Consider the following 26,462-nt stretch of genomic DNA (forward strand, 5'->3'; position numbering starts at 1 on the left):
ACGTCTCCGGGTCCGTGGGCTGCTTTCCAGCTCCGGCCCGGGCTCCGACTCCGACGACGCCGGACGCCCTGCCGGGACCGGTGCCTCAGGCCTCCGGGGCCGTCGTGCGCACGCCGTTCAGCAGGGCGGCCAGGATGCGGGTCAGCCGGGGTTCGACGTCGACCACCGCGTGCGCCAACTCGGGGTGGCTTTCGTAGAGTTCGCGAAGACCCGGGCCGGGTGCGGCCATCTGCCACAGCGCCCCGGCCATGCCCGTGGCCGTGGCGATCACGTCCACGGCCGCGCCCTCCGCGATCCCGAGGAGGCCGCGCAGCACGGTGGCGATCGACGCGACCTCGGCGAGCGCGATCGTCTTGAACTCGTAGGCGGCGTCGAGCGACACGTTGCGCTCCAGGTTCAGCGGCGCCTGGGCGAGCAGGTCGCAGAAGAACGGCCGCGCCACCAGCGACCGGGCGACGGCCACCGCGATCTCGTCATCACCGGCACCGGTGAGCTCGCCCAGGCGTGCGCGCAGCGCCGCCGACCACTCCTGCCAGCCTTCGCCGGTGAGCGTCAGGAAGATCTGCTCGCGTGTCTCGAAGTACCGCAGCATCGCGGATTTGTGCATGCCGACGGCGGCGGCGATGTCGGTCAGCGTGACCTCGCGCACGCTGCGTTCGGTGCCGAGCGATCGGGCGGCGTCGAGGATCTCCCGCCCACGCTGCTGCTTGGCCGCCACGCTGCGGGCGCGCTGAGGGCGAGTCGAACTCACGAGCGGGATTTTAGCACAACCAAGTTGCATTAATGACGCGATCGTGTCCCCGCCCACGGTTGCCGTCCGAACCGCCAACACCGATCGCCCCGCCCGCCGTTAAAGGACACACAGGGAGCCTGTCGCAGAACTCCCGCGGAATTGTCCGTGATCGGTAACGGATGGATCCGGTGCCCGCCGCCTTCCGTCTGGACGGGTGCACGAGTTCAACGGAACGACAAGGATCGGGGCGGACGATGGCACGGCGCGGCGGACGAGGGTGGTACGGCCAGGTGGCCGCGGCGGCGATGGGGGTCACGGCGGTGGCCGTGGCCGCCTCGCTGTGGACCTCGCCGTCCGGTCCCGTCGACGGGAGTGCGGGAGCCGGGACCTCGGCGCGCCACGGGGGGCCCGGCGCCGGCCGGAAGGCGGCCGCGGTGTCGGTGGAGATCGCGCACGCCTCGGACCGGGGTGCCCGGGGCGTGAACATCACCGTCGACGACGGGCCGGACCCGGTCTGGACGCCTCGGGTGCTCCAGGTGCTCAAGGAGTACGGCGTGAAGGCCACGTTCTGCATGATCGGCCCGCAGGCGCAGGCGCATCCTGACCTGGTCAGGGCGGTGGTGGCGGCCGGGCACCGGCTGTGCGACCACACGGTGTCGCACGACGTCACCATGAACACCAAGTCCGAGGCCTACCAGTCCCAGCAGATCCTCGACGCGGAGCGCATGATCACCCAGGCGTCGGGGGGTGTCCGGCCGCTCTACTACCGTGCCCCGGGCGGCGCCTTCACCCCGTACAGCAGGAAGCTCGCCGCTTCGCACGGCATGCGGCCGCTCGGCTGGAACGTCGACTCGAAGGACTTCGAACGCCCCGGGACGGCGGCGATCGTCGGTACCGTCAAGGACGAGATGCCGAACGGGCCGACCATCCTCTTCCACGACGCCGGCGGCGACCGCTCCGAGACCGTGGCCGCCCTGCGCGAGGTGCTCCCCTGGCTCAGGGAACAGGGGTACGTGTTCGGCTTCCCGGTGCGGTGAGCCGGACCACGTCGGCCCGGTGCACCGGGCCGACGGTCGGGCGATGAGCCGACGGTCGGGCGATGATCCGCTCAACAGGAGTGCCGGCCCGCCCAGGGCGTCGTACCGTCCCGGTAAATGTTGCGGACCACCCGAGGGTGGCCGCATATGGGTGGTGTGCGCGGTGCGGCGGCGGGGCCGGCTGCCCTGGGCCAGCGGGAGGTGTACATGTCGGGGCGGGTGCCGCGCTGGGTGTCGTGGTTGCGCGACCGGGACCCGGACCTCGCGGCGACCCGGCGGGCCGGGCGTACCGCGCTGGTGATGCCCGCCCTGTTCGCCCTGTGCGGCGAGGTGTTCCACAACCCGACGATGGCGAGCTTCGCCGCGTTCGGGACGTTCTCGATGCTGCTGCTGGTCGACTACTCCGGTCCGATGGTGGAGCGGCTGCAGGCGCAGGCGGCTCTCGCGGTGGCCTGGCTGGTGCTGATCTGTGTCGGCACGCTGGCGGCGGCCGATATCCGGCTCGCCGTGGCGGCCACGGTGGTGGTCGGGTTCGCGATCCTGTTCGCCGGTGTGGTCAGCTCGGTCCTGGCCGGCAGCTCGACGGCGCTCCTGCTGGCGTTCGTGCTGCCGGTCAGCGCACCCGCATCACTGTCGCAGCTGCCCGATCGTCTCGCGGGCGCGGGTCTGGCGGCGGCGGTGGCGCTGCCGGCCGTCGCCCTGCTGTGGCCGCGTCCCGTCGCCGATCCGCTCAGCGCCCCGGCGGCCGCCGTCTGCCGGGCCGCCGCCGGGTATCTGCGCGCCCGCGCCTCCGGGCCGGCCCCGGTCGGGTCGGTGCCCTCCAGCGAGCAGTGCAGAGCGGCGGCGGAGGTCACCGCCCGTACCGGCGCGGACCTGCGGGTAGCCTTCGACGCCACCCCTTACCGCCCCACCGGCCTGTCCGCGACCTCCCGTGCGCTGGTCCGGCTGGTCGACGAACTCACCTGGCTGTGCGCCGTCCTCGTGGACCGGTCCGACTACACCGACGAACCACCCGGCTGTGATCCGGCCGCGCACGGCGTGCGCCGCGCCGCCGCGCATGTCCTGGAGGCGGCCTGCGACCTGCTCACCGACCTGACCGGCGACACCGGCCCGCTGCGGGCCCGCACCGAGCGGCTGCGGGCGGCGCTGACCGGGATGGAGCACAGCTCCACCGTCCGGGTGCCCGCCGAACACGCGGGTGGGAACAGTACGGCGGAGATCTACGGGTTCATCGCCGCGCTCGACGTGTCCTTCCGCGCCCAGGAACTCGGCTTCGCCGTGCTGCAGATCGCCGACAACGTGGACGTGGCGGCCACCGCCTGGCAGCGCAGCTGGCACGAGCGGCTGCTGGGTCGTGAGCCGGGTGCGCTGGCCGCACCGCTGGCCTCCGCACGGGAGCGGGCCGCCGCCCATCTCAGGGCCGATTCGGTGTGGATGCACAACAGTCTGCGCGGCGGCATCGGCCTCGGCATCGCCGTGTTCCTGGCCGACGCGACCGGCGTGGGCCACTCCTTCTGGGTCCTGCTGGGCACCCTGTCCGTGCTGCGCTCCAACGCGCTCAGCACCGGGCAGAACGCCGTCCGCGCCGTCCTGGGCACGGTGGCCGGCTCCGTCATCGGCGCCGGGCTGCTGCACCTGATCGGCCACCACGGCACCGCGCTGTGGTTCGTGCTCCCGGTGGCCATCCTGTTCGCCGGCGTCGCGCCCGCCGCCATCTCCTTCGCCGCCGGGCAGGCCGCGTTCACCGTCACGCTCGTGGTGCTGTTCAACATCGGCCACGACCCCAACTGGCATGTCGCCCTGCTGCGTGTCCAGGACATCGCCTTGGGGTGCATGGTGAGCATCGTCGTCGCCGTTTTCTTCTGGCCGCGCGGCGCCCAGGCGGCCGTCCACAAGGCACTCGCCCAGGCTTACGCGGACAGCGCCCGTTACCTCGGCGGCGCCGTCGACTACGCCCTCGGCCACCGCCGGCCCGCCGAGCCGGATCCGCAGAGCCGTGAGGCGGCGGCCTCCGCCCGCCGCCTGGACGACGCGTTCCGCAGCTTCCTGGCCGAACGCGGCGCCAAACCGGTGTCGCTGGCCTGCACGACCACCCTCGTCTCGGGAGTCGTCGGGCTGCGCCTGGCCGCCGATGCCGTCGTCTCCCTGTGGCAGGGCGAGGACCTGGCGCGCGTGGAGGCCGTGCGCGCCGACGCCCACAGTGCCGTCCTCCAGTCGGCGGCCCTCGTCACCGGCTGGTACCACGGCCTCGCGGCCAGCCTCGGCGACCACTGCCCCGTCCCCGACGTCGTCCCCCTGCACCCCGAGGGTGCCGCGCGGCTGGTGCGGTCCGTCCGAACCGAACTCAGCGACGGTCAGGGCCGGGCCACCCCCGTCGCGGTCCGGATCATCTGGACCGACGACCACGTCGACGCCGCCCGCCGCCTCCAGCCGGGCCTCGCGGACGCGGCGAAGGCCCGCACGGCGGCCCATCACGGCCGGCTGCGGAAGAGACCCAGCGGCTGAGCCTGCGACGACGGGCGAGCAGCTCACCGCGGGACCGGCGACCGCGACGACAGCGGACGAGCAGCCGCGCACCACGGGACCGGCCACCCCGGCGACGACGGACGAGCAGCCGCGCACCACGGGACCGGCCACCCCGGCGACAACGGACCAGCCGACCCTCGGCCCGGCGACAACGAACCAGCCGCCCACCCTCGGTCCGGCGACCACGACGACAATCGTCGCCGCGCCCTGGCGGGAGGACCTGTTGCTCCAGGTGTCCCGCACCCTGGAGCCGGCCCTCCCCTGGGTCGACCGCCGCCCGCCGGTCGATTGACGAACCATCAGCCCGCGGTGCGCCGGATCCTCTGGCGTACCACCGTCTCCGGTGCCGGAGCTGCACCCCTCAGGACGGTGACGGCGCTGCCGCCAGGCGGTCCGCGTCCACGACCGCCTGCGCGAAGGCGCCGGGTGCCTCCTGGGGGAGGTTGTGGCCGATGTCCGCGAGCGTGCGGTGCTCGTACGCGCCGGTGAACCTGTCCCGGTAGGTGCTGCCGTCGCCGGGCGCGGTGAACGGGTCGCGGCCGGGGTCGAGGGTGATGGTGGGCACGGCGATGAACGGCCTTGTGGCGAGCCGCTTCTCGAGATCGTCGTAGCGGCGCTCACCGGCGGCGAGGCTGAGCCGCCAGCGGTAGTTGTGGATGACGATGGCCGCGTAGTCGGGGTTGTCGAAGGCCGCCGCGGTGCGGTCGAAGGTGGCGTCGTCGAAGTCCCAGGTCGGGGAGACCTGGGTCCACACGAGCCGGGTCAGGTCACGGCGCCTGTCCCGGTCCTCCATGGCCTTCCGGCCGCGTTCGGTGGCGAAGTAGAACTGGTACCACCAGGTGTACTCGGCCTTCGCCGGCAGGGGCTCCAGGTTGGCCTTGAGGTTGGTGACGAGGTACCCGCTCACCGACACCAGCGCCCGGCACCGCTCCGGCCAGAGCGCGGCGATGATGTCGGCGGTGCGCGATCCCCAGTCGAAGCCGGCCAGCACGGCCTTCTCGATCTTGAGGGCGTCCATCAGCGCGATGATGTCGAGCGCGACGGCCGACTGCTGCGCGTTGCGGACCGTGCGGTCGGACAGGAAACGCGTGGTGCCGTGACCGCGCAGGTAGGGCACGATCACTCGGTACCCCTGCCCGGCCAGCAGGGGGGCGACGTCGACGTAGCTGTGGATGTCGTACGGCCAGCCGTGCAGGCAGATGACCACGGGGCCGTGTGCCGGGCCGGCCTCCGCGTAGCCGACGTCGAGCAGTCCGGCCCTGATCTGCTTCAGCCGCGGGAAGGATTCGGCGCCCGAGCGGGCGCTCCGGGACGTGGGCACGCCGTCCCGGGACGCCGCGGAGGCGGACGCAACCCCCTGCGGGCCTCCGAGCGAGACAGTGGCCGCACCGGTCCCCAGCGCCGTTCCGAAGGTGCGCCTGTCGATCACGTGAAGCCCTCCTCGATCCATGGTTCCCCATCGCCACGCGTCACCGCTTGAACGGGTGACGATCAACCATCCTGCCACATCGCCCCGATCCCGCAACCAGGTCCACCGGCACGCGGCGGGATCATCTGGTGACGGTCCCGCGCCGGCCGACCGGGCGGCACCGGTCGCCGCCTCGGTCGGGTGTGGACCGCGTCGCGCGACCTTGACACCCGCGGGGGCGGTCGACGTACGTTGAACCGATCGGTTTCTGACGGGCGGAGGCCCTTGATGCACGTATCCGGCGCGGCACCGCAGGGTGTGTGCTCCGGCGTGCGGCTGATCGTCCGCCGGCATGTCGACTACTGCCGCACCTGCTCCGCCGTCTGTCCTTCCGCTCGGCTCTGATCGCTGCCGGCCCGTCCGGCCGGTTCCTCTGCCGGCCCGTCCGGCCGGTTCCTCTGCCGGCCCGTCCGCCGGACCGCTTGCCGTGGCCCCGCCCGGCTCTCTCGCCGTGGCCTCGCCCGGCTCCACCGTCGTGGCCGCGAGGCCGCGATTTCCCGTGTTTCCCGGAAGGAACGTCCATTGTCCGGCCCCGCCCTGCACCTCGCCGTCGAGATCGACGGCGACGGCGCCCACCCCGCGGCCTGGCGCCGCGCCGCCCACGCACCCGACCGGTTGCTGACCCCGCGCCGGGTGGCCGGGCTCGCCGCCGTCGCCGAGAACGCCGGGTTCACCCTGATCACCCTGGACGACGGGGTGCTGCCGCCCGGTGCCGTGCCGGATCCGGTCGGCCGCATCGGGGCGGTGGAGCGGGCGGCCTTCGTCGCGGCGTCCACCAGCACGATCGGGATCGCGCCCGTGGTCCCGCTCACGTATGCCGAACCCTTCCATGTCTCCAGCCAGTTGGCGTCCCTGGACCACATCTCCGCCGGCCGCGCCGGCTGGGTGGTGACGGAGGAGGACCGTGCCGAGGCGGCCCGGGCGTGGGGTCGTCCCCTGGTCGCCGACGCGTCCGGGCGGGCGCGGGAGTCCCGGGACGGGGTGGAGGTGGCCCGCGCCCTGTGGGACTCGTGGGAGGACGACGCGGTCATCCGGTCCGTGGCCACGAGCCGCTACCTCGACCGCGACCGGCTGCACTACATCGACTTCACCGGTGAGACCTACGCCGTCAAGGGCCCGGCGATCGTGCCGCGCCCGCCGCAGGGGCAGCTCGTCGTCCTGGGCCGGCCGGACCAGGTGTCCGCCGGGCGGCTCGACGTCGCCCTGGTCGAGGGCCGCGACCCGGCGGCGGTCGCCACGACCGCCGCCGGCGCCGGTACACCCCGAGTCTTCGCCGAGGTCGAGGTGGCGCTGGACACGCCGGACGCGACCGGCGCCGACCGCGTCGCCGACCTGGAACGCCATGCGCCGTGGGACGACCGCGGGCGGCTGCGGCACGTCGGCTCGGCTGACGGACTGGTGGCCGTCCTCGACGAGTTGAGCCGTCACGTCCACGGGGTGCGGCTGCATCCCCTCGTACTGGACGAGGATCTGCCCGTCCTCTCCCGCCTGGTCCTGCCGGCGCTGTCCGCACGGCGTCTCGTCGCCCGCCCGCTGCCCGGTACGTCCCTGCGCTCGACCCTGGGTCTGGAGCGCCCCGCCAACCGTTTCGCGGCCGCGGCCGTCCAGGAGGAGACCCGATGACCCGCACCGACCCCCTCGACGTGCCCCGGCCCCACGCCCAGTTGCACTTCGGGGTGTTCTTCCAGGGCGTCAACCACTGGACCATCTGGTCCGCCCCCGACAGCGGTTCGCAGATCGATCCCGCCTCCTTCCGGAAGGTCGCCCAGACCGCCGAACGGGGCCTGTTCGACGCGTTCTTCCTCGGTGAGGGGCTCCGGCTGCGCGAGGTGGACGGCCGGATCCACGACCTCGACGTGGCCGGACGGCCGGACGCCGTCACCCAACTCGCGGCGCTGGCCGCGGTCACCCGCCGGATCGGTCTGGTCTCCACCTCCAACTCCACCTACAACGAGCCCGCCGACCTCGCCCGCCGCCTCTCCGGCCTCGACCTCCTCTCCGAGGGCCGCGCCGGGTGGAACGTGGTGACCACGGACAACGCCTGGACCGGCGCCAACTTCCGCCGCGGCGGCTATCTCGACCACGCCGACCGCTACCGGCGCGCCGAGGAGTTCCTCACCGTGGCCCGCGCCCTGTGGGACGGCTGGGACGACGAGGCAGTCGCCGCCTCCGTGACCGCACCCGCCTGGTCGGTGGCCGGTGCCGTACGCCGAGTACGCCACCGAGGACCGCAGTTCGACGTCGATCTCGCCCCCACCCTGCCGCGCAGCGCCCAGGGCCACCCGGTGATCTTCCAGGCCGGTGATTCGGGCGAGGGACGCGACTTCGCCGCCCGCAACGCCGACGTCATCTTCTCCGCCCACGGCAACGACTTCGACGACGCGCTGGCCTTCGCCGAGGACATCCGGCGCCGGCTGCGGGCGGTCGGCCGGCCCGACGACGACCTGCGGATCCTGCCCGGCACCGAGATCATCATCGGCGCCACCGAGGAGGAGGCCGAGGAGAAGAAGCGCTGGATCCGGCTCCAGCAGGTCACCCCCGCCACGGCGCTGGGGATCGCCGGGCTGCTGTGGGGCATCGACCTGTCCGACCGCGACGCCGACGGCCCGCTGCCCGTCGAGGACCCGGTCGTCGCCGACAACGACGGCTCCTTCGGGGCCCGGCGCATCGCCGACCCGCGCACGGTGGTGGCCGAGTGGCGGGCGAAGGCGGAGGCGCACGGCTGGTCGCTGCGCGAGACCGTCATCGCGCTCGGCCCGCAGCGCGGGCACGTCGGCACGCCGTCCGCGCTGGCCGACAAGTTCGCCCGGTTCGTGCGGCACGGTGCGGTCGACGGCTTCAACGTCACGCCGTACCTCATCCCCGACGGCCTCGACGACATCGTCGAACTGCTCGTCCCGGAACTGCAGGAACGCGGGGTCTACCGCACCGAGTACACCGGCAGCACGCTGCGCGAACACCTCGGCCTGCGGGTACCGCTCACCCACCGCTCCGCACCCGAGCGACAGCAGGCCGGCTGAGTTCGTCGCCTTCGCCGCACCGGACAGGCACCGGGTCCTGGCTCGCCGGTGCGGCGGGGGAACGCATTCCGTGGCTCAGCCCGCTCCGTGGCCCGTGAGCGCGAGCACGGTCTTCCCGTGGGTCCGCCCGGCCTCCTGGCGCCGGTGGACCTCGACGACGTCCGACGACGGGACGACGGTCGGCGGGGCGACGACCTGAAACTCTCTTGCGGCAACATCGCGACGCGGCTCGCCATTCCGCTCGGGGCCCGGATCGTGCGGTCACCGCCGGGCCCGACGCCGTCCGGAGGCGTCCCGGTCGAGCACGTCGTCGGCCGGGCAGCGGCCGCGGCGGACGTAGCGGTCGGCGTAGGCCGCGACGGCGTCCATGACCCTGGTGCTCGCGCCCAACCGGGGCAGGGCGTCCAGTGCCGCGGCGAAGCAGGTCACGGCGGCGCGCCTCAGTTCCGGATCGGCGAGCCCATGGCGTGCCGCGTCCGTCCACAGCGGATTGTGCGGCGCCGGGGCGCCGGCACCCCGCTCGGCCAGGGACTCCACCGCCCGGTTCGCGAGAACGGCGGCACCCGGGTCGTCGAACAGGGCCGTGGCCACGGCGAGCGGCACGATCCACCCGTCGTCGCCGGGCTGCGCGTCGATCATGCGCAGTTCCAGGTAGCCGCGCGGCCTGACGGGCGGAAACAGGGTGCTGATGTGATAGTCGAGGTCCGCGTGGGTCGGCGGGCGCATGGTGCGTGACCGGGTCCACTCGCGGAAGCTCACTCCGTCCGGCACCTCCCAGGGACCGTCCCGCCGTACGCACATCACCGGTGCGTCGAGGACCCGCCGGACCCAGGCACGGCGTGGGTCGGGGACCAGCAAGGGCCCGCCGGCCCGTCCCGGATCGAGTTCCGCCCACATCAGCTGCCGCGTGGACAGCCAGCCCGTGGCGCGGCCCTCGGCCATGGGCGAGTTCGCGAACGCCGCGACCAGGACCGCGCCCAGGTGGTGTGCGAGCCACCAGCGGCGCGCGAATCCCATGACGCCGGGTTCCTCCCGTCCGGCGTCGAGGCACACCTGGACGGAGGCCGACGTGCACATCAGGGTCCGCCCCGCCGGACCCGTACGGTCGAGGCAGGCCTCCATGGCGTCGTAGCGCCGCTCCCGCAGGAACCGGCGAGGTGGCTGCCAGGGATCGACGCCCATGCCGGCCAGGATCAGGCCGTGCCCGCGCAGCGCGGTGCGCACGGCCGCCAGATCCGCGGCGACCTCCGAGACGCACTGGGCCAGTGACGAGGCCGGCCGGGAGCTCAGCTCCACCTGGCCGCCGGGCTCCACGCTCAGCCCGGACGTCAGCGGCAGGGTTCGCAAGTCGGCGTGGGCGGCTTCCAGGTCCCCCCGGCCCACGGAGTCGTGCGGCGCACGCTCCCGGTGGACAAGCCATTCCACTTCGACCCCGACGCTGCGCGGCGGGCCCGTCTTGAAGCAGATCCCCTCGACGAGCGCCTCCGCCTCGTGTTCGGAGACAGCGGGACCGCCGACGCCGCACTCCGGTGAAACCGACATCCGGGAGCCTCCTGAGCCGCCTCAGGGCCGTCGGGAATCCGACGTCCGGTACGCGCCGCTGTGCCTGCTGCCAGAGTCCGCCGTCCCGCCCTGTCGTGACAAGAGCGCACTTTCCAGACACCCGGACATGCGGCAACCCGCGCCGGGCGGCCCGGGAGGTCCCGGGCCGCCCTCAGCCCGTCGTGGGCCCGCCGCCTGTGGCCCGGCCCTGCGGTCCGGCGTCGAGGAGGCGTGTGACGCGCGGCGTCGGGGTTCGGATGCCGCGTCGGCGTCGCAGGGCGGTCCCGGTACGGGCCGGGGCCGCCCCGCGGACCAACCGTGGTTCAGTCCGGGTACTTGGGCCCCACCGCCGTACGGGCGCCCAGTGTCCTTCCCCGGCCCCAGCCGAGTTCGCGGCGGTATCCGCCGAAAGGCCGAAGAAGGCCCCGTCGGGGAACTCCGGGGCCGGCCCGGCCAACGCGGTGAAGCCGTCCGCGTACGTCTTGCCGAGCCCCTGGACGCACAGGGCGGGAGGTCCGGTGTCAGCCGTCGGAACGGTGGAACTGGTTGGCCGGTACCGGCAGCCCGTAGTGCTCGCGCAGCGTCGTGCCCTCGTACTCCTCCCGGAACAGGCCCTTGGCGCGCAGGATGGGCAGCACGTGCTCGACGAAGGCCGCCAGTCCGGACGGCAGGGCCGGGGCCATGATGTTGAATCCGTCGGCGGCGCCGCCTTCGAACCAGGTGATGATCGTGTCCGCCACCTGCTCGGGCGTGCCGATGAACTCGAAGTGGCCGCGGCCGCCCCCGAGCCGCGAGATGATCTGGCGGACCGTCAGTTCCTCGCGTACGGCGAGCTCGATGATGAGGTCGGAGCGGCTCTGCGAGCCCTCCAGCTTGGGCCGGGCGAGAACGAAGTCCGGCAGCGGGGCGTCGAGTTGGAACGCCGACGGTTCGGTCTCGAAGACCGCTGCCAGTTGACGGAGCCCGTACTCCGGTACGCGCAACTCGTCGAACTCCTTCGCCAGCGCCCGGGCTTCCTCCTCGGTCGACCCGATGTACGGGACGATCCCCGGCAGCACGATCACGCCGTCCGGGTCCCGTCCCGCCGCCCTGGTCCTGGCCTTGATGTCGGCGTAGAAGGCGGTGGCGCGCTCGTACGTCCGGTGGGCGGTGAAGATCGCCTCGGCGTGCCGGGCCGCGAAGTCCTTGCCGTCCTCGGAGGAGCCGGCCTGGACGAGCAGCGGGTAACCCTGGGGCGGACGCTCGACGTTGAGCGGTCCCGCCACCGAGAAGTGCGCGCCCCGGTGGCCGAGGGCGTGGAGCCGGGCCGGGTCCGCGTAACGCCCGGTGGCCTTGTCCGCCACGACGGCCTCGGCCTCCCAGCTGTCCCACAGCGCTTTGGCGACCTGGAGGAACTCGTCGGCCCTGGCGTAGCGCCGGGCGTGGTCGGGACGGTCGACGAGGCCGAAGTTGGCTGCCTCGTCGGCGCCCGCCGAGGTGACGATGTTCCAGCCGGCGCGGCCGCCGCTGACGTGGTCGACCGAGGCGAGACGACGGGCGAGGTTGTAGGGCTCGTTGTACGTCGACGACACGGTCGCGATGAGGCCGATCCTGCTGGTCGCCTGGGACAGGACGGTCAGCAGCGTCAGCGGTTCGAGCTGGCCCGGCGGCCGGAACTCGCCGGTGCCGTTCAGGGCCGGGCCGTCGGCGAGGAACAGCGAGTCGAACTTGGCGCTCTCGGCGAGCCGGGCCAGTTCGATCCAGTGCCGCAGGTCGAAGTCCGCCCGCGGGTTGCTGTGCGGGAGCCGCCAGGCGGCCTCGTGATGGCCGGCCTCCATGAGGAAGGCGTTGAGGTGGAGCCGGCGTCGTCGCTCGCCGACGAGGCCCGCGTGGTGCACGGGGCTCATGAGGCGACCTCCAGCTTCGAGCTGTCGTACCCGGCCGGGAGCAGGTTGTCGGTGATCGACGCGACGTCGACCGTCTTGGTGATCTGGCCCGCCTCCAGGAAGGCGTCGGCGAGCTTCTGCTCGGCCGCGATGTCCGACTTCTCCACCGGGGTCACCCGGGTCTCGAAGCTCTCCAGGGAGGCCTTCGCGTCGGCCAGGGGGATGCCCTCTTCCTTGGAGACCGCCTGGGCGTACTTGTCCTCGTGCCTGATGGCCCAGGCGAATTCGTGGGCCAGCCGCTTCAGGACGTCCGTGAGGGCCGCCCGCTTCGTCTTGTCGTTCAGCGACTTCTCGCTCGCGACGTAGTAGCTGCTCGTCTGGTCGATGGGCGGAAGGCCCTTCGCCAGGATCCGCGCACCGTTCTTGACCGCGATGGCCGACTGCGGGTTCCAGATGGACCAGGCGTCCACCTTCCCGGTGTTGAACGCCGTGGCGCCGGCCGCCGGGTCGAGGAAGACCAGCCGCACGTCCTTGGGGCTGAGACCGGCGCTCTTGAGGGCGTTCAGTGCCAGGCCGTGGGCCGAACTGCCCTGCGGGACGGCGAGTTTCCTGCCCTTGAGGTCCGCGAGTGTCTTCAGTGGCGAGCCCTTCGGCACGATGATGTTCTCGTTCGCCTGGTCGGGCCTCAGGGATCGGTTCACGGCGACGACCTTGAAGCCGTACTCCTTCGCGGCGCCGGTGATCGGTGGTACGTCGCCGACGCTGCCCAGGTCGATGTCGCCCGACGCGGCGGCCTGGACGAGCGGCGGCCCATAGGTGAAGCGGGCGAACTTCACCTTGTACGGCGCGTTGTCGAAGACCCCGGTGATCTTCGCCAGTTCCTGGCTGCCGTCGCCGCCGTTGTCACCGATGGTGAACGTGTACTTCTTCCACTCGGGGTGGCTGTCGGCGCTCGAGCCGCTCACGTCGCTCAGCGGTGCCGCCGCCTCCGACTCCGTTCCGCACGCGGCGAGGGGCCCCGCGAGAGCGAGCAGGCCTAGGGCGCCGACGATTCGGGAGGATCTTGTGGGCATGGGTTCTCACGTGCTTTCTGTGCTGGGGCGGGAGGAAGCGGGGGCGGACGGCTCGTTCGGATGCAGCGAGCTCAGCCGAACTCCGCCGGACTCCGGCGGACTCAGCCGAAATCAGCCGGACTCGGTGGGATTCAGGCGGTTTCAGTGCGCGTTGGCGAGACCGAGGTCTTCCAGGAGCGCGGCGCGGATCTCCTCGCGGGCGACGCTCGCCTCGCGGTCGGCGGCCGACAGCTCGACGCGGTGCGAGGTGCCGATGCGTCCGTTGCTCATGACGACGACGCGGTCGGCCAGCGAGATCGCCTCGTCGACGTCGTGGGTGACGAGCAGCATGGCCGCGTGGTGCCTGCTACGCAGCGCCCGCACGAGGTCGTGCATGCGCAGCCGGGTGATCGCGTCGAGCGCCGCGAACGGCTCGTCGAGCAGCACGAGTTCCGGCTCCGAGACCAACGCCCTTGCCAGCGAGACCCGTTGGGCCTCGCCACCGGAGAGCTCCTTGGGCCATGCCCGCTCGCGGCCCGCGAGCCCGACCTCGGCGAGCACGTCGAGGGCCCGCTGGTCGGCGTCCGGTCCGTACAGGCCGAGGGTGACGTTGCTCAGTACCCGCTGCCACGGCAGCAGCCGGTCGGCCTGGAAGACGATCGCCCGCCTGGCCGGGACCTCCACCCGCCCCCCGTCGGGCCGGTCGAGACCGGCGAGCAGCCGCAGGAGGGTGCTCTTGCCGCAGCCTGACGGCCCCAGCAGGACGACCAGTTCCTCGTCGGCGATGGTGAGGTCCAGCTGATCCAGGACGACCCGGTCGCCGAACCGCCGGACGACCTTCTCCACGACTGCTCCGGTCCGCTGCCGGGGCTGTGTCCGAACGGTGGTGCTCATGACGCCTCATAACTGGGACGCCACCGCAGCAGCACCCGCTCGAGAACCCGGACGAACTGGTCGGCGAGCAGACCGAGGAGCGAGTAGATCACCAGCCCCACGAAGACCTGGTCGGTCTGCAGGTACGTCTGACCTTGCGTGATGAGGAAGCCGAGGCCCTTGTCGGCGTTGACCGTCTCGGCCGCGACCAGGCCCAGGACGCTGTACGCGAGCGAGAACCGCAGGCCCACCAGGAAGCCCGGCAGGGCGCCGGGCACCAGCACCCGCGTCACCAGCCGCCAGGTGCCCGCGCCCGTCGTCCGCGCCATCTCGATCAGCCGCTGGTCGACACCGCGGATCGCGGCGAAGAGGTTGACGTACATCGGGACGCCGGCACCGAACGAGATCAGCAGCACCTTCGTGAGCTCGTCGATGCCGAACCACACGATCATCAGCGGCAGTACCGCAAGCAGCGGGATCGTGTTGAGGATCTGCACGACGCCGTTGAACAGGTACTCGCCGCTGCGCAGCAGCCCGCCCAGTACCCCGCTGACGATGCCCACCGTCAGTCCGACGGCCAGGCCGATACCGGCGCGTTGCAGCGAGATGGCCAAGTCGGGTCCGAGGACACCCTGTTGCCACAGGTCGGCGGCGGACTTGACGATGGAGGTCGGCGCCGGAGCATAGGTCTTCCGCAGCGCTCCGGCCCTCGCGAGGATCTCCCAGGCGATGAGGATCACGACCGGAGTGGTGTAGATGCCCAGCGGCCAGCGCAGCCGCTCGCGGAGCGTGCGCAGCGGGGTCCGGCGGCGGGCGTGGCTCGGCAGGAAGACCTCGCGTCCGGGCGCGTTCGGCGTCTCTGCCGAGGTCTCCACGATCGCCGGGACGACGGCCGGCCTCTTGAGGCTGACCTCGGTCATGCCGCCACCTCCAGCACCTTGCTGTAGTGCGAGGCGTCGCCGACGAGTTGCTCACTGCGCCGCCCGTCGACGCTGGCGTTGTCGAGGTTCACGTCGGCGAACACGATCGCCTTGTGCTCGTCGAGGGCATGACGGAGCGCCGTGACCGTCGCGGGGTCGGCGGGCGCGGCAAGGTCGACGCCGTCGACGAGCGCGCCGATGCGGCCCGTGAGCTTGCGGATGGTCGGAGGCATGAGGAGGTCCCTCTCAAGGAATGGGGCGCACTGCCGGGTGCGGAGAGCCGGGGTGAACGGGTGACGGGCGGCGGTGAACGGCCACGAGGCCGGTAGTCGGTCCGGTCGCGAGCGGGGCCCGACGACCGCGCGAGGAGTACGAGGCGAAGGTCGGACGGTGCAGGGGAGGTCGTGCGACCGCACCGTTCGGCGCGCACCGCCCGCGGTGCCCTGGGGAGGTCCGCCCGGCCCGCACCACTGGCCCGGCCCGCACCACAGGCCCGGAGAAACCCTCGGCCGCAGCTGACGGCATACGGGGAGACCTGGAGCGGGAGGAGAACGCGGTCGTGCGGGGATGACGCGGTTCCTGACGGAGGACACCGCTGGGATGGAGGCTTCGCCCGGCCCCTTCCGGAAGTACGCCTTCGGCGCACGGCGGCCGCTGCCGAGAGCCGCTTGTGCGGATCAGCGACCTGCCTTCCGGATCAGCGAGACGCCTTCCGGATCAACGACAACAGAACGCGCTGGAGACGTGCGCCAGGTCGATGTGGCGCCTCCGGGTCAAATCCATACGCGGGGTCATGGAACGTGAGTTGAGCAGACGCCCACCCTGTCGGTCAATAAGTTCCGGACAGGTCTCACATTGCGGAAACGTGGAACTTCTCCTGGCGGGATGACGCGCGTCGGCCCGGCTGTTGTTCGAGAGACAGAACGCGCAGCTGGAGGGATCCGACATGACCGTTCAGGACGTCGACCGGGTGAGCTTCGTACAGGACTGGGAGGAGTGGCACCGGCAGAAGGAGGCGGTGCTGGCCGGCCCGCACGGGTTCCTCGCGATCACCGGTCTCCACTGGCTCGGCGACGAGCCCACCCGGTTCGAGGACGCGCCCGGTGCCTGGTCGAGCACCGCCGCCGGTGTGGTCGTCGCATTGGACGAGGGCGAGGAGGTTACCGTCGACGGGCAGGCCGTACGCGGCCGCCACGACTTCGGCGTCCTCCCCGAACGTGCCAGTGTGTACGTCGGCTGGGGCGACGCGGTGATCGAGGTCGCCAAGCGCGGCGGACACGACATCGTGCGGCCCCGCCACCCCGGCAACGCGCTGCGGACGGCGTTCACCGGGACACCTGCCTACGATCCCGACCCGCGCTGGGTGCTCTCCGGCCGCTTCCTGCCCTTCGGTACCCCGCGCCCGGTGACCGTGGGTGCCGCCGTCGAGGGTCTGGAGCACGTGTACGACTCCCCCGGCGAGGTCGAGTTCGAACTGGACGGCGCCGTGCACCGGCTCACCGCGTTCAACGGCGGGACGCCGGGAGCCCTGATGGTGCTGTTCACCGACAAGACCTCCGGCGTGACCACGTACGCGGCCAACCGCTCCCTCCGGATCGCCGCCCCCGACGCCGAGGGCAGGGTGACGATCGACTTCAACCGCGCCGCCAACCTGCCCTGCGCCTACACGGACCTGGCCACCTGCCCGCTGCCGCCGGCCGAGAACCGGCTGCCGGTCGCGATCGAGACGGGCGAGAAGCTCCCGCTGGAGCGCGGCGGCCGCCGCTGACGGAACCGCACGTCTCGCTGGCCCCCCGCCGCCGTAGCCGTGCTCCTCGGCCGGCGGCGGGGGCTGTCTGCGGGTGCCGGCCGCCTCGATCCCGCGGTCGTCTCTCGTCAGGTGCGCTGTTGCTCCGTGAGCGCCTTGGTGAAGTGTGTGACGGGGCGCTCCACCCGTTCCCCGTCGAGGGTGATGTCGACGGCCTCGTTGTAGAAGGCGAGGAGCCCCTGGACCGCGCCGACCGCGGGCAGCGGGTCCGGATAGCTCCAGACAACGTTGGGCGGGACGTCGGCCTCGCCGCGCCACGACCAGTACTCGGCGGTGCCCTTGTAGGGGCAGCCGGTGTGGTGGTCGGTGGCTTCGAGCAGGTCGAGGCGGACGTCCTCGCGCGGGACGTAGTAGCGGGTGGGCAGGCCGGTCTCGAAGAGCAGAACCGGCCGGCGGGTGTCCGCGACGACCGTGCCGGCGATCTCGACCACCAGGTGACGGCTGCTGGGGATGGCGTCCACCCGTTTGTGCGGGTCACGGGGGTGGATGAAGATCTCTTCCTCCTCCTCGTACCAGTGGTCCAGGCCCCGTCCGACGCGCCGGAACCACTCGAAGGCGATGTGGCCGGCCAGGTCGGCGGCCGGGAAGGTCCAGGCGGCGTTCTCCAGCAGCTCGCCGTCGACGTGGAGGTCGTAGAAGATCCACGAGCCGGTGTGGGTGCCGGCCGGGGGGTTCTTCGCGGGTCGGAGCAGGTCCTCGCGGACCTCCGCGCGCGGGAACGCGTACAGCGGTACGGGCACACCGGGCTCCCAGACGAGGACGGGATGGCGGCTGTCCACGATGGTGACGTCACCCTTACGGCCCCGCACCCAGCGCTCGCTCGGCTCCCACAGGAGCCCCTCGGGCGTGGTCCGCACGGCCTGCGCGGTGGGGAATGTGGTCATGACCGGCTCTCCTTCGGCTTGCTCACGCGGTGACTTCGGCGACGTGGGGGCGGTTCTCCCGCCAGGCGGCGAGCTGCTCGGGGCGGCCGAAGACCCGCAGGTACTCCTCGACGTTGCCACTCGCACGCTCCCACGCGTCCACCATGCGTCCCGGCACGTGACACGATCCCGTCTTCTCGAACAGGGCGCCGGTTGCGGCATTGACGTACGACAAAACCGATCCGTACGATCGCCAACGGCATTGAGTGTCAGCGTCAAGCCCTGGCTCGCTGACCGGCAACCCTCCCCCGCGGTGGGGTGCTCCAGGTGAAAGCCCGGCGGGGTCACCGACGACTCCCGCAAGCGCGTGGCCCCGTGACCGGGGCCGGAGACGAGGAGGGACCGGCATGCGACACAGCGATGACCCGGCTGCCTCCCCCGCCGACGCCACGGCGTACTCCCGGCTCTCGCGTCGGCGCCACATCGATCTGAAGCGCTCGACCAGCTGCCTCTGTCGGGTCTGACCGGCCCGCCTGCCGCCGGCTGACCCTCGTCACCGGCCCCGGCCCCTTCGCGCCGCCTTTCCCCCGCCACCGGTCCCCGGTGTCGTCCACCTGCCTCCGTTTGTCCTCCGTCTGCACAGCGCTTCCCCCGGCCGGCGCCGATCCGGCCGGGGCCGCACGCCTCTGCACGCCCTTGCACGGCCGTGCCTCGCGCCCCGAAGCCCGGCACCCCGTGCCGGGTGACACGAGTAGGAGAAAGCCCTCCGTGACTGCACTTGCGGATTTCAGACCCTCCCGATGGGCGCCCCTGGCCGCGCTCCTGACCACCAGCGTCCTGCTGACCGCGTGCGGTTCGGGCGACGACGGTTCCGGCGGCGGAAGCGGCCAGGCGAAGTCCGGCGGCACCCTGACCTTCGCGGTGGGATCCGACGCCGGTTGCGTGGATCCGCAGCAGGTCGGAAGCAACGACACCATCTACTCGGTGCGCCAGATCGTGGACTCCCTGACCGACCAGGACCCGAAGACCGGCAAGATCGTGCCGTGGCTCGCCAAGAGCTGGGACATCAGCGGCGACGCGACGACGTTCACGTTCCATCTGCGGCCGGGGGTCACCTTCAGCGACGGCTCGAAGCTGACCGCCCAGGTGGTCAAGGACAACTTCGACGCGGTGCCGGACCTCGGCGCCCTGGGCACCCTCGCGGAGGGCTACCTGAGCGGTGTCAAAAGCACCACCGTGGTCGACCCGCTCACCGTCAAGGTGTCCTTCAAGCAGCCCAACGCCCAATTCCTGCAGGCGACTTCGACCCACTCGCTGGGGATCGAGTCGTCGGCGAGCGTGAAGAGGTCCCCGCAGCAGAAGTGCAGTGACGGTGTGGTCGGCTCCGGGCCGTTCGTGCTGAAGCAGTACGTGCAGAACCAGTCGGTCACCCTGGCCAGGCGGGCCGGGTACGACTGGGGTTCCTCGCTGTGGTCGAAGAAGGGCGAGGCGTACCTGGACAAGCTGGTGTTCAAGGTCGTACCCGAGGCCGGGGTGCGAGCCGGCAGTCTGCAGTCCGGTCAGGTGGACGTGATCAGCAGCGTCGGCAAGGCCAACGAGGCGGCGCTCAAGGGCGGCCAGGTCGCCCTCCAGAGCCGGGCCAACCCCGGCGTGGTGTTCGGTCTGGGACTCAACAACTCGCGGCCCCTGCTGAAGGACACGAAGCTGCGCCAGGCGATCCTGGCCGCCGTCGACCGGAAGCAGATCGCCGACACCGTCTTCCCGACCGGCACCCAGCCGGCGACCAGCATCCTGGCGCACACCACGCCCGACTACACCGACCTCTCCACCGACCTCGCCTTCGACGCGGCCAAGGCCAAGTCCCTCCTGGATCAGGCCGGTTGGCAGGGCGGCGGCGACGGCGTCCGCACCAAGGACGGCAAGAAGCTGAGCCTGACCATCACCTGGTTCCCGAACGCGGCCACCAACCAGCCCGCGCTGGAGCTGGTCCAGCAGCAGCTCAAGGCCGTCGGGATCGACGTGGTGCTCAAGCAGCTCCCGGTCACCCAGTTCGCCACCACGCTCCAGTCGGGTGACTTCGACGTGGTGTGGGGGAACACGACCCGCGCCGACCCGGACATCCTGCGCGGCTCCTTCTCCACCCAGCTGGGCAACTTCTACCACCTGCCCGCCAGTTCGCTGGACACGGCGCTGTCCGCACAGGCCGCGACCACGGACACCGCGAAGCGCAGGCAACTGGTGACGGAGGCACAGCGGTTGATCGTGCGGAACGCGTACAACGTGCCGGTGGTGGAGCTCCAGACCCAGCTGGGCGTCGCGAACAAGGTGCACGACCTCGCATTCGACTCGGGCAGCCGCGTCCAGCTGCACGACACCTGGATCGGCTAGCGGATGCGACGCTATGTGATCAAACGGCTGGCGCAGGCGGTCGGGGTGCTGTGGGCGGCCTACACGGTGTCCTTCCTGGTGCTGGACTTCCTGCCCGGCGACCCGGTCTCCGCGATGGCCGGGGCGGGAGTGGACTCGGGGGAGGTCGACCCGGCCCAACTCGCCAGGCTGCGTCACGAGTACGGCTTCGACAAGCCCGTGCTGGTGCAGTACGCGGAGTATCTGGGCCGGGCGGTGCGCGGGGACTTCGGCGACGCGGTCTCCACCGGCCGCCCGGTGACCTCCACGCTGGCCGACGCGCTGCCGCAGACGCTCCAGCTGACCGGTGCCGCGCTGCTGCTGGCGGTGGTGCTCGGCGGCGGCCTCGCGGTGGTGGCCACGTACACCTCGCAGCGGTGGCTGCGGCAGCTGCTGCTGTCGCTGCCGCCGCTGGGGGTGTCGGTCCCGACGTTCTGGGTGGGTCTGCTGCTGGTCGAGGTGTTCTCGTTCCGGCTGCACTGGTTCCCGGCGTTCGGCAACGACGGGCTGCGCGGCCTGGATCTGCCGGCCCTGACGCTGGCGATCCCGACCGGCGCGCAGGTCGCCCAGGTGCTGGCCAAGAGCCTGCTGACCGCGCTGGACCAGGCCTATGTGGAGACCGCGCGGGCCAAGGGCGCCGGCCGGTGGCGGGTGCATCTGCGGCACGCGCTGCGCAACGCCTCGCTGCCGGCGCTGACGGTCGTCGGCCTGCTGGTCGGGCAGCTGATCGCCGGTTCGGTGGTGGTCGAGACGGTGTTCTCCCGGGACGGTCTGGGCCGGGTGACCGCGGCGGCGGTCACCACCCAGGACATCCCGCTGGTCCAGGGGGTGGTGGTGTTCGGCGCGCTGATCTTCGTGGCGACGAACCTGCTCGTCGACCTCGTCTATCCGCTGCTGGACCCGCGGATCGTGGTGGCCTCGGACAGAAGGGCGAGCTTCGCATGAGTCAGAGCCTTGTCGACGACCAGGCCGAGGCCGCCCTCGGCCTCGCCCGGCCGGTCGAGACGGGACCTCCCGCGGAACCCGGACGGCCCGCCGACATCCGCCGGGTGCTCCGGTTCCTGCTGCGCCGCCCCGGTCTGCTGGTGTCCGCCGTCGTCCTCGTGCTGGTGGTGCTGGCCGCCTTCTGGCCGGATCTGTTCACCTCGCAGGACCCGCTGAAGGGGGTGCCGTCCCAGAACTTCCGCGGCCCGAGCGGCAGTCACTGGTTCGGCACGGACGAACTGGGCCGCGACGTCTTCTCCCGCGTGGTGCACGGCGCCCAGCTCTCCCTCAAGGCCACGCTGATCGCGGTCCTGGTCGCGTTCGTCGTCGGCGGGCTGCTCGGCGTGGTCGCCGGGTTCGTGGGCCGCTGGGTGGACGACGTTCTGATGCGCTTCGTCGACGTCCTCCTCTCCATCCCCGCGCTGTTCCTGTCGCTGGCCCTGGTCACCGCGCTCGGGTACGGGACGGTGAAGGTGGCGGTCGCGGTCGGCATCGCCAGCGTCGCCTCCTTCGCCCGGGTGGCGCGGGCCGAGGTGCTGCGGGTGCGGCAGGCGGTGTACGTCGAGGCGTCCCGGTCCTGCGGGACCCGCTGGTACTCGGTCCTCGGCCGGCACGTCCTGCCCAACGCCGCGGGGCCGGTGATCGTCCTGGCCACCCTGGACTTCGGCTCCTCGATCCTGGCCGTGTCGGCGCTGAGCTTCCTCGGCTACGGCGCGCCGCCGCCCGCCCCGGAGTGGGGGACGTTGATCTCCGACGGCCGCAACTACCTGGCCAACGCCTGGTGGCTGACCGCACTGCCCGGGCTGGCGATCGCCGCGACCGTGCTGGCCACCAACCGCATCGCCAGGGCGCTGGACGGCGAATGGGCGCGGCAGCGATGACCGACGACGCGCCTGAGAACGGTGACGCACGCGAGAACGGTGAGAACGTGACCACACCACTCCTGGAGATCCGCGGCCTGTCCGTGTCGTACCGCACCCGGGGCGGCACGGTCCCGGCCGTACGGGGCGTGGACCTCGACGTATGGCCCGGGCAGGTGACCGCCGTGGTCGGCGAGTCCGGCTCCGGGAAGAGCACCACCGCGCACGCCGTCACCCGGCTGCTGGCGGCGAACGGCACCATCGACGCCGGCACGGTCCGCTTCGGCCGGCACGACCTGGCGACGCTGTCGGAGGCGGAGCTGCGTACCGTGCGGGGCGCGCAGATCGGGCTGGTCCCGCAGGATCCGACGGTCTCGCTCAACCCGGTCGAGCGGATCGGTGACCAGGTCGCCGAGGTGCTGCGCATCCACGGCCTGGCGACCCGCCGGGCGGCGGCGGCCGAGGCGGTCGCCGTCCTTGACCGGGCCGGGCTGCCCGACGCGGCCGTCCGGGCCCGGCAGTACCCGCACGAGCTCTCCGGTGGCATGCGGCAGCGGGCCCTGATCGCCGTCGCGATCGCCGCGAAGCCCCGGCTGATCATCGCCGACGAGCCGACCAGCGCGCTCGACGTCACCGTGCAGCGGGTCATCCTCGACCATCTCCAACACCTCACCGAGGAGTCGGGCACCGCGATCCTGCTCGTCACCCACGACCTCGGGGTGGCCGCCGACCGGGCCCGGCGTCTCGTGGTCATGTCCCAGGGCAGGGTGGTCGAGGCGGGCGAGACCCGGGCCGTCCTCGCCGACCCGCGGCACGAGTACACCCGGCGGCTGCTGGCCGCCGCCCCGAGCCTGACCACGGCCCGCCCCCGCACCCCGGTATCCGCCGTCCCGGCCGACACGGCGGTCCCCCTGGTCGAGACACGCAACCTGGTCAAGGAGTTCAGGCTGCCGCGCGCCGACGGCGAGGCCCGGACCCTGCGTGCGGTCGACGACGTCAGTCTCACCCTGCGGCGCGGGCAGACCCTCGCCCTGGTCGGGGAGTCGGGCTCGGGCAAGTCCACGACGGCCCGGCTGGTGCTGCGCCTGGCCGAGGCGACCTCCGGGCAGGTGCTGTTCGACGGCACCGACGTCACCACCGCCAAGGGCGCCGAGGTCAGACAGCTGCGCCGGCGCGCCCAGCTGGTCTACCAGAACCCGTACGCCTCGCTCGACCCGCGCTTCTCCATCGGCGAGGTGATCACCGAACCGCTGCGGGCGTTCAAGGTCGGCGACCGCGCCACCCGCCTCGACCGCGCCCGCGAACTCCTCGACCGGGTCGCGCTGCCCGCCGCGACCCTGGAGCGCCGCCCGGCGGAGCTGTCGGGCGGCCAGCGCCAGCGGGTGGCCATCGCGCGTGCCCTGGCCCTCTCCCCCGACCTGGTGGTGTGCGACGAGCCCGTTTCCGCGCTCGACGTTTCGGTGCAGGCCCAGGTCCTGGACCTGCTGGCCGAATTGCAGGCGGACACCGGCGTGGCGTACCTGTTCATCTCGCACGACCTGGCCGTCGTTCGGCAGATCGCGCACCAGGTCGCCGTCATGCGGGCCGGACGGGTCGTCGAGACGGGCCCGCCGGAGGACCTGTTCTCCGAGCCCCGGCACGCGTACACCCGCGAGCTGCTGGCGGCGATCCCGGGCGGGCATGCCCCCTCCCCCGCCGCCGAGACCACCACGAGCTGAGGACCGGTGACCCATGAGCACTCCGACCATCACCTCACTGGCCTTCCTGACGCCCGGCAACTTCGCGGACGACGACCCGTACCCGGGCCTGGAGGAGACCCTCCGGCTGTTCGAGTACGGCGAGCGGCTCGGCTACGACGGGGCCTGGATCCGGCAGCGCCACCTCGAACACGGCGTCGGCTCGGCGGCCGTGTTCCTGGCGGCGGCCGGGCAGCGGACCGAGCGGATCGAACTCGGCACCGCGGTCATCCCGATCGGCTACGAGAGCCCGTTCCGGCTCGCCGAGGACCTGGCACTGGCCGACGTGCTGTCCCGGGGCCGGCTCCAGATCGGTTTCAGCACCGGCATGCCCCACGCCGACCTGCTCGGCGACCTCGTGTACGACGGCGACTGGCGCGGCTTCGACCTGTCGTACGGCAGGATCGCCCGCGTCCTGGAGAACCTGCGCGGCGACTACCTCGGCGGCCCGGACACCGTCATCCACTCGCCGGGCAACATCCAGCGGCCCCGTCTGCAACCCCACAACCCCGGTCTGGCACGCCGGATCTGGTACGGCGGCGGAAGCCTGCGCTCGGTGCGCTGGGCCGGCGGGCAGGGCCTGGGTCTGCTGTCCGGCAACATCGTCACCGGCGAGGACACCGACGACTTCACCACGGCCCAGCTCAACCTGCTCGCCGAGTACCGGCGCACCCTGCCCGCGGACCGGGCGCCGCGGGTGGCCCTGGGCCGGGTGGTCGTGCCCCTCGACAGCGCCGACGCGACCACCCGCGCGCGCTACCGGGCCTACGCGGCGAGCCGCCACGAACGCACCCTCGCCCCCCAGGGCCCGAAGCGGATCCTGTTCGCCCCGGACGTGGTGGGGACCGCCGAACAGATCCTGGAGCGGCTGACCGCCGACCCGGTGCTCGCCGAGGTGTCCGAGCTGCGTCTGGAGCTGCCGTACGAGTTCCACCGGCAGGAGTACGAGCAGATCCTGCACGACGTACGGCACCTCGTCGCACCCGAGCTGGGCTGGCGACCCGTCGCGTCGACGGTTCGGGAGCCGGCCCGTTGAGTGCCGTCCCGTAGCCGGCCGTACCGCTGGAGGTACGCACGCGCGAGCCTGGCGCCGAGGGACGAGCGGTGGCCGCGGCGGCCGGTCGTGCCCGCGGCACCGCTTCGACCTGCCCTGAGCAGCACGAACACGGGCGCGGCTCGCTCGACTCACCGCAGCGAAGGTCGGGGTCGCGGCGCACCACCACGGTCGGCCACGCGTTCGTCGATTCGCAGGACCTGATCATCGCCGTCGTGCGAGGCCTGGGCCGGCTGCGGTACCGCCACGAGCCCTGTCGCCGAGGCGGCCGAAGACTGCCCAGCCCAACACGCCCTGTTTACGGACCATGATCAGGGGCAAACGAGGTCTTGTGCTTCGGACCGGAGGCGCATGCCCAGCGGGAAATCATCCCGGCTTTCGGCGCGCTCCGGTGCCAGAATTGCCTTTCCGCTGCGGCGCCCCCCTGAAAAGACCTCAGGAAATGCCTGGAAGTCAAATTCCAGACTTTCTGTAAATGTGTCCAGGAGCGATTCCGCATGCCGACCGACTTGTCGAACAGCAGCCTCCGCACGTCCGCCCGGACCACGCACACCCCGCCCCGGCGTCCGCACGACGACGCTCCCGTGACAGCAGACCTGTTCGCCCGGCTCGCCGATCTCGGTGACGGTCCCGAGCGGGACGCCCTGCGTGAGGAACTGGTGGCCGCGTGGCTGCCGATGGCGCACCGTATCGCCGGCCGTTTCCGTGACCGCGGTGAGTCCCTGGAGGATCTGCGGCAGGTCGCGGCGCTGGGTCTGGTCAAGGCCGTGGACCGCTACGATCCCTCGCGCGGTGCCTTCGAGAGCTATGCGGTGCCCACCATCACCGGTGAGGTCAAGCGGCACTTCCGTGACCGGATGTGGGCGCTGCGGGTGCCCCGGCGGGTGCAGGAGCTGCGGAACCGGGTGCGGGTGGCGCGCCGTGAACTCACCGAGAGCCCCGGCAGCCCGGAGCCCTCGGTGGCCGACCTCGCCGCCCACACCGGGCTGAGCGAGGACGAGGTCCAGGCGGGGATGGAGGCGCTGGAGAGCTTCAGCACCCTGTCCCTGGACGCCGAGCTCTCCGCCGGCGAGGACGGTCACCGCCTGGCCGACACCCTCGGGGAGGCCGACGGCTCCTTCGACACCGTCGTCGACCGGGAGGCGGCCAAGGAGGGACTGCGCCGGCTGCCCGAACGCGAACGGGCCATCCTCTACATGCGTTTCTTCGAGGACATGACGCAGAGCCGGATCGCCGAAAGCCTCGGCATCTCCCAGATGCACGTCTCCCGCCTCATCAGCCGCAGCTGCGCCCGCGTCCGCGCCGAAGCCCTCGGCCGGCAGTGACACCCCGTCCCCCATGGTCTGCGCATCTTTTCGCTCTCGCCGTTCCGATCCGAGGAGGCCGTACATGCTCATGCCCCACCCTGCGACTCTGCGCAAGCTCGTCGAGGAGTACGAGACAGTTCTCGCCACGGAGACCGTCAGCGACGACGACGTTCTCTGCACACGCCTGCAGGATGTGGCCTACACACTCTGTGTCTCCACCGGGACGCGGGAGATAGCCCACGCTCTCCAGGTCGCCCACGACTACCTCGACCGTACGATCGACAGCGCTGAGATCATGCCCGGCCTCGGGCGGGGCCGGGCCATCGTCGCCTCCGGTGGCGTCGCCCGGGGCAGATCCCGCAGCGCTCTGCCGACGGCCTGACCGTCCTGCCGGGCGGACCGGTCACCG

The 26,462-nt window shown here is 72.1% G+C and carries 23 protein-coding genes and 1 riboswitch; of the genes, 13 read left to right on the top strand and 10 right to left on the bottom strand.

Features of this window, described 5'->3' with window-relative positions:
- Positions 1 to 85 precede the first annotated feature (85 nt).
- Positions 86 to 781, bottom strand: coding sequence for a TetR/AcrR family transcriptional regulator (locus tag ACZ4N4_RS26225; RefSeq protein WP_467592865.1), 696 nt, complete (start codon positions 779 to 781; stop codon positions 86 to 88).
- A gap of 206 nt (positions 782 to 987) precedes the next feature.
- Here ACZ4N4_RS26225 and ACZ4N4_RS26230 point away from each other — a divergent pair, with 206 nt between their 5' ends.
- The gene (locus tag ACZ4N4_RS26230; RefSeq protein ID WP_453578178.1) at positions 988 to 1,770 is read left to right on the top strand and encodes a polysaccharide deacetylase family protein; all 783 of its coding nucleotides are present in this window, start codon (positions 988 to 990) and stop codon (positions 1,768 to 1,770) included.
- A gap of 147 nt (positions 1,771 to 1,917) precedes the next feature.
- Entirely contained in the window at positions 1,918 to 4,275 is a 2,358-nt protein-coding gene (locus ACZ4N4_RS26235; RefSeq protein WP_467592665.1) for an FUSC family protein, read from the top strand.
- Positions 4,276 to 4,657: 382 nt separating this feature from the next.
- On the opposite strand, the gene ACZ4N4_RS26240 is transcribed toward ACZ4N4_RS26235, so the two are convergent.
- Complete coding sequence (locus tag ACZ4N4_RS26240; RefSeq protein ID WP_467592667.1) at positions 4,658 to 5,725, bottom strand: alpha/beta fold hydrolase; 1,068 nt, start codon at positions 5,723 to 5,725, stop codon at positions 4,658 to 4,660.
- Positions 5,726 to 6,286: 561 nt separating this feature from the next.
- Here ACZ4N4_RS26240 and ACZ4N4_RS26245 point away from each other — a divergent pair.
- Together ACZ4N4_RS26245 and ACZ4N4_RS26250 are read left to right on the top strand one after the other, a co-directional pair.
- Positions 6,287 to 7,387 (top strand): LLM class flavin-dependent oxidoreductase, encoded by a 1,101-nt coding sequence (locus tag ACZ4N4_RS26245; protein ID WP_467592669.1) that lies wholly within the window; start codon positions 6,287 to 6,289, stop codon positions 7,385 to 7,387.
- Complete coding sequence (locus tag ACZ4N4_RS26250) at positions 7,384 to 8,784, top strand: NtaA/DmoA family FMN-dependent monooxygenase (RefSeq protein WP_467592671.1); 1,401 nt, start codon at positions 7,384 to 7,386, stop codon at positions 8,782 to 8,784. Before ACZ4N4_RS26245 ends, ACZ4N4_RS26250 begins: the two co-directional genes overlap by 4 nt.
- A 261-nt stretch (positions 8,785 to 9,045) precedes the next feature.
- Here ACZ4N4_RS26250 and egtA read toward each other — a convergent pair whose 3' ends face one another.
- From egtA to ACZ4N4_RS26280, 6 genes are all read right to left on the bottom strand, one after another.
- Positions 9,046 to 10,326 (bottom strand): ergothioneine biosynthesis glutamate--cysteine ligase EgtA, encoded by a 1,281-nt coding sequence (egtA, locus tag ACZ4N4_RS26255; RefSeq protein ID WP_453578162.1) that lies wholly within the window; start codon positions 10,324 to 10,326, stop codon positions 9,046 to 9,048.
- Positions 10,327 to 10,847: 521 nt separating this feature from the next.
- Complete coding sequence (locus ACZ4N4_RS26260) at positions 10,848 to 12,212, bottom strand: LLM class flavin-dependent oxidoreductase (RefSeq protein WP_467592673.1); 1,365 nt, start codon at positions 12,210 to 12,212, stop codon at positions 10,848 to 10,850.
- A complete protein-coding gene (locus tag ACZ4N4_RS26265; protein ID WP_467592675.1) occupies positions 12,209 to 13,264 on the bottom strand; it encodes an ABC transporter substrate-binding protein in 1,056 nt (351 codons plus the stop codon). Before ACZ4N4_RS26265 ends, ACZ4N4_RS26260 begins: the two co-directional genes overlap by 4 nt.
- A gap of 141 nt (positions 13,265 to 13,405) precedes the next feature.
- Positions 13,406 to 14,137 carry an ABC transporter ATP-binding protein gene (locus ACZ4N4_RS26270; protein WP_467592677.1) on the bottom strand — a complete coding sequence of 244 codons (732 nt, stop codon included), beginning with the start codon at positions 14,135 to 14,137 and terminating at the stop codon, positions 13,406 to 13,408.
- Positions 14,134 to 15,036 carry an ABC transporter permease gene (locus ACZ4N4_RS26275; protein ID WP_467592679.1) on the bottom strand — a complete coding sequence of 301 codons (903 nt, stop codon included), beginning with the start codon at positions 15,034 to 15,036 and terminating at the stop codon, positions 14,134 to 14,136. Before ACZ4N4_RS26275 ends, ACZ4N4_RS26270 begins: the two co-directional genes overlap by 4 nt.
- Positions 15,033 to 15,269: a hypothetical protein gene (locus ACZ4N4_RS26280; RefSeq protein WP_453578147.1), complete on the bottom strand. Its 237-nt coding sequence runs from the start codon at positions 15,267 to 15,269 to the stop codon at positions 15,033 to 15,035. The genes ACZ4N4_RS26275 and ACZ4N4_RS26280 overlap by 4 nt, the downstream gene beginning before the upstream one ends.
- Positions 15,270 to 15,982: 713 nt before the next feature.
- Between ACZ4N4_RS26280 and ACZ4N4_RS26285 the strand changes: the two genes are divergently transcribed.
- Positions 15,983 to 16,804, top strand: coding sequence for a DUF1684 domain-containing protein (locus ACZ4N4_RS26285; protein ID WP_467592682.1), 822 nt, complete (start codon positions 15,983 to 15,985; stop codon positions 16,802 to 16,804).
- A 107-nt stretch (positions 16,805 to 16,911) separates the two neighbouring features.
- Here ACZ4N4_RS26285 and ACZ4N4_RS26290 read toward each other — a convergent pair whose 3' ends face one another.
- Positions 16,912 to 17,727, bottom strand: coding sequence for a DUF427 domain-containing protein (locus ACZ4N4_RS26290; protein ID WP_467592685.1), 816 nt, complete (start codon positions 17,725 to 17,727; stop codon positions 16,912 to 16,914).
- A 22-nt stretch (positions 17,728 to 17,749) separates the two neighbouring features.
- A complete protein-coding gene (locus ACZ4N4_RS26295; RefSeq protein ID WP_467592687.1) occupies positions 17,750 to 17,884 on the bottom strand; it encodes a hypothetical protein in 135 nt (44 codons plus the stop codon).
- 80 nt (positions 17,885 to 17,964) lie between these two features.
- A riboswitch (SAM riboswitch) is annotated at positions 17,965 to 18,078 on the top strand.
- 35 nt (positions 18,079 to 18,113) lie between these two features.
- Between ACZ4N4_RS26295 and ACZ4N4_RS26300 the strand changes: the two genes are divergently transcribed.
- The 8 genes from ACZ4N4_RS26300 (at position 18,114) to ACZ4N4_RS26335 (ending at position 26,435) form a co-directional block, all read left to right on the top strand.
- Entirely contained in the window at positions 18,114 to 18,230 is a 117-nt protein-coding gene (locus ACZ4N4_RS26300; RefSeq protein WP_360478296.1) for a putative leader peptide, read from the top strand.
- Positions 18,231 to 18,474: 244 nt separating this feature from the next.
- Positions 18,475 to 20,094 carry an ABC transporter substrate-binding protein gene (locus ACZ4N4_RS26305; RefSeq protein ID WP_467592690.1) on the top strand — a complete coding sequence of 540 codons (1,620 nt, stop codon included), beginning with the start codon at positions 18,475 to 18,477 and terminating at the stop codon, positions 20,092 to 20,094.
- 3 nt (positions 20,095 to 20,097) lie between these two features.
- Positions 20,098 to 21,057 carry an ABC transporter permease gene (locus ACZ4N4_RS26310; protein ID WP_467592693.1) on the top strand — a complete coding sequence of 320 codons (960 nt, stop codon included), beginning with the start codon at positions 20,098 to 20,100 and terminating at the stop codon, positions 21,055 to 21,057.
- Positions 21,054 to 21,977 carry an ABC transporter permease gene (locus ACZ4N4_RS26315; protein ID WP_453578131.1) on the top strand — a complete coding sequence of 308 codons (924 nt, stop codon included), beginning with the start codon at positions 21,054 to 21,056 and terminating at the stop codon, positions 21,975 to 21,977. The genes ACZ4N4_RS26310 and ACZ4N4_RS26315 overlap by 4 nt, the downstream gene beginning before the upstream one ends.
- Entirely contained in the window at positions 21,959 to 23,674 is a 1,716-nt protein-coding gene (locus ACZ4N4_RS26320) for a dipeptide ABC transporter ATP-binding protein (RefSeq protein WP_467592696.1), read from the top strand. The genes ACZ4N4_RS26315 and ACZ4N4_RS26320 overlap by 19 nt, the downstream gene beginning before the upstream one ends.
- Positions 23,675 to 23,687: 13 nt before the next feature.
- Complete coding sequence (locus ACZ4N4_RS26325) at positions 23,688 to 24,728, top strand: LLM class flavin-dependent oxidoreductase (protein ID WP_467592699.1); 1,041 nt, start codon at positions 23,688 to 23,690, stop codon at positions 24,726 to 24,728.
- A gap of 515 nt (positions 24,729 to 25,243) precedes the next feature.
- Entirely contained in the window at positions 25,244 to 26,071 is an 828-nt protein-coding gene (locus tag ACZ4N4_RS26330) for a SigB/SigF/SigG family RNA polymerase sigma factor (protein ID WP_467592701.1), read from the top strand.
- Between the two features lie 70 nt (positions 26,072 to 26,141).
- Positions 26,142 to 26,435 (top strand): DUF5133 domain-containing protein, encoded by a 294-nt coding sequence (locus ACZ4N4_RS26335; protein ID WP_467592703.1) that lies wholly within the window; start codon positions 26,142 to 26,144, stop codon positions 26,433 to 26,435.
- The last annotated feature ends 27 nt before the right edge of the window (positions 26,436 to 26,462 follow it).

The sequence above is a fragment of the Streptomyces sp. NPDC026538 genome (assembly GCF_055567535.1).

Coding starts and splice junctions, on each gene's coding strand:
- ACZ4N4_RS26335 (WP_467592703.1), top strand. CDS start 26,142: ATGCCCCACCCTGCGACTCTGCGCAAGCTCGTCGAGGAGTACGAGACA.
- ACZ4N4_RS26300 (WP_360478296.1), top strand. CDS start 18,114: ATGCGACACAGCGATGACCCGGCTGCCTCCCCCGCCGACGCCACGGCG.
- ACZ4N4_RS26285 (WP_467592682.1), top strand. CDS start 15,983: ATGACCGTTCAGGACGTCGACCGGGTGAGCTTCGTACAGGACTGGGAG.
- ACZ4N4_RS26225 (WP_467592865.1), bottom strand. CDS start 781: ATGCAACTTGGTTGTGCTAAAATCCCGCTCGTGAGTTCGACTCGCCCT.
- ACZ4N4_RS26250 (WP_467592671.1), top strand. CDS start 7,384: ATGACCCGCACCGACCCCCTCGACGTGCCCCGGCCCCACGCCCAGTTG.
- ACZ4N4_RS26275 (WP_467592679.1), bottom strand. CDS start 15,036: ATGACCGAGGTCAGCCTCAAGAGGCCGGCCGTCGTCCCGGCGATCGTG.
- ACZ4N4_RS26265 (WP_467592675.1), bottom strand. CDS start 13,264: ATGCCCACAAGATCCTCCCGAATCGTCGGCGCCCTAGGCCTGCTCGCT.
- ACZ4N4_RS26235 (WP_467592665.1), top strand. CDS start 1,918: ATGGGTGGTGTGCGCGGTGCGGCGGCGGGGCCGGCTGCCCTGGGCCAG.
- ACZ4N4_RS26330 (WP_467592701.1), top strand. CDS start 25,244: ATGCCGACCGACTTGTCGAACAGCAGCCTCCGCACGTCCGCCCGGACC.
- ACZ4N4_RS26270 (WP_467592677.1), bottom strand. CDS start 14,137: ATGAGCACCACCGTTCGGACACAGCCCCGGCAGCGGACCGGAGCAGTC.
- ACZ4N4_RS26290 (WP_467592685.1), bottom strand. CDS start 17,727: ATGACCACATTCCCCACCGCGCAGGCCGTGCGGACCACGCCCGAGGGG.
- ACZ4N4_RS26280 (WP_453578147.1), bottom strand. CDS start 15,269: ATGCCTCCGACCATCCGCAAGCTCACGGGCCGCATCGGCGCGCTCGTC.
- ACZ4N4_RS26260 (WP_467592673.1), bottom strand. CDS start 12,212: ATGAGCCCCGTGCACCACGCGGGCCTCGTCGGCGAGCGACGACGCCGG.
- egtA (WP_453578162.1), bottom strand. CDS start 10,326: ATGTCGGTTTCACCGGAGTGCGGCGTCGGCGGTCCCGCTGTCTCCGAA.
- ACZ4N4_RS26320 (WP_467592696.1), top strand. CDS start 21,959: ATGGGCGCGGCAGCGATGACCGACGACGCGCCTGAGAACGGTGACGCA.
- ACZ4N4_RS26325 (WP_467592699.1), top strand. CDS start 23,688: ATGAGCACTCCGACCATCACCTCACTGGCCTTCCTGACGCCCGGCAAC.
- ACZ4N4_RS26315 (WP_453578131.1), top strand. CDS start 21,054: ATGAGTCAGAGCCTTGTCGACGACCAGGCCGAGGCCGCCCTCGGCCTC.
- ACZ4N4_RS26230 (WP_453578178.1), top strand. CDS start 988: ATGGCACGGCGCGGCGGACGAGGGTGGTACGGCCAGGTGGCCGCGGCG.
- ACZ4N4_RS26310 (WP_467592693.1), top strand. CDS start 20,098: ATGCGACGCTATGTGATCAAACGGCTGGCGCAGGCGGTCGGGGTGCTG.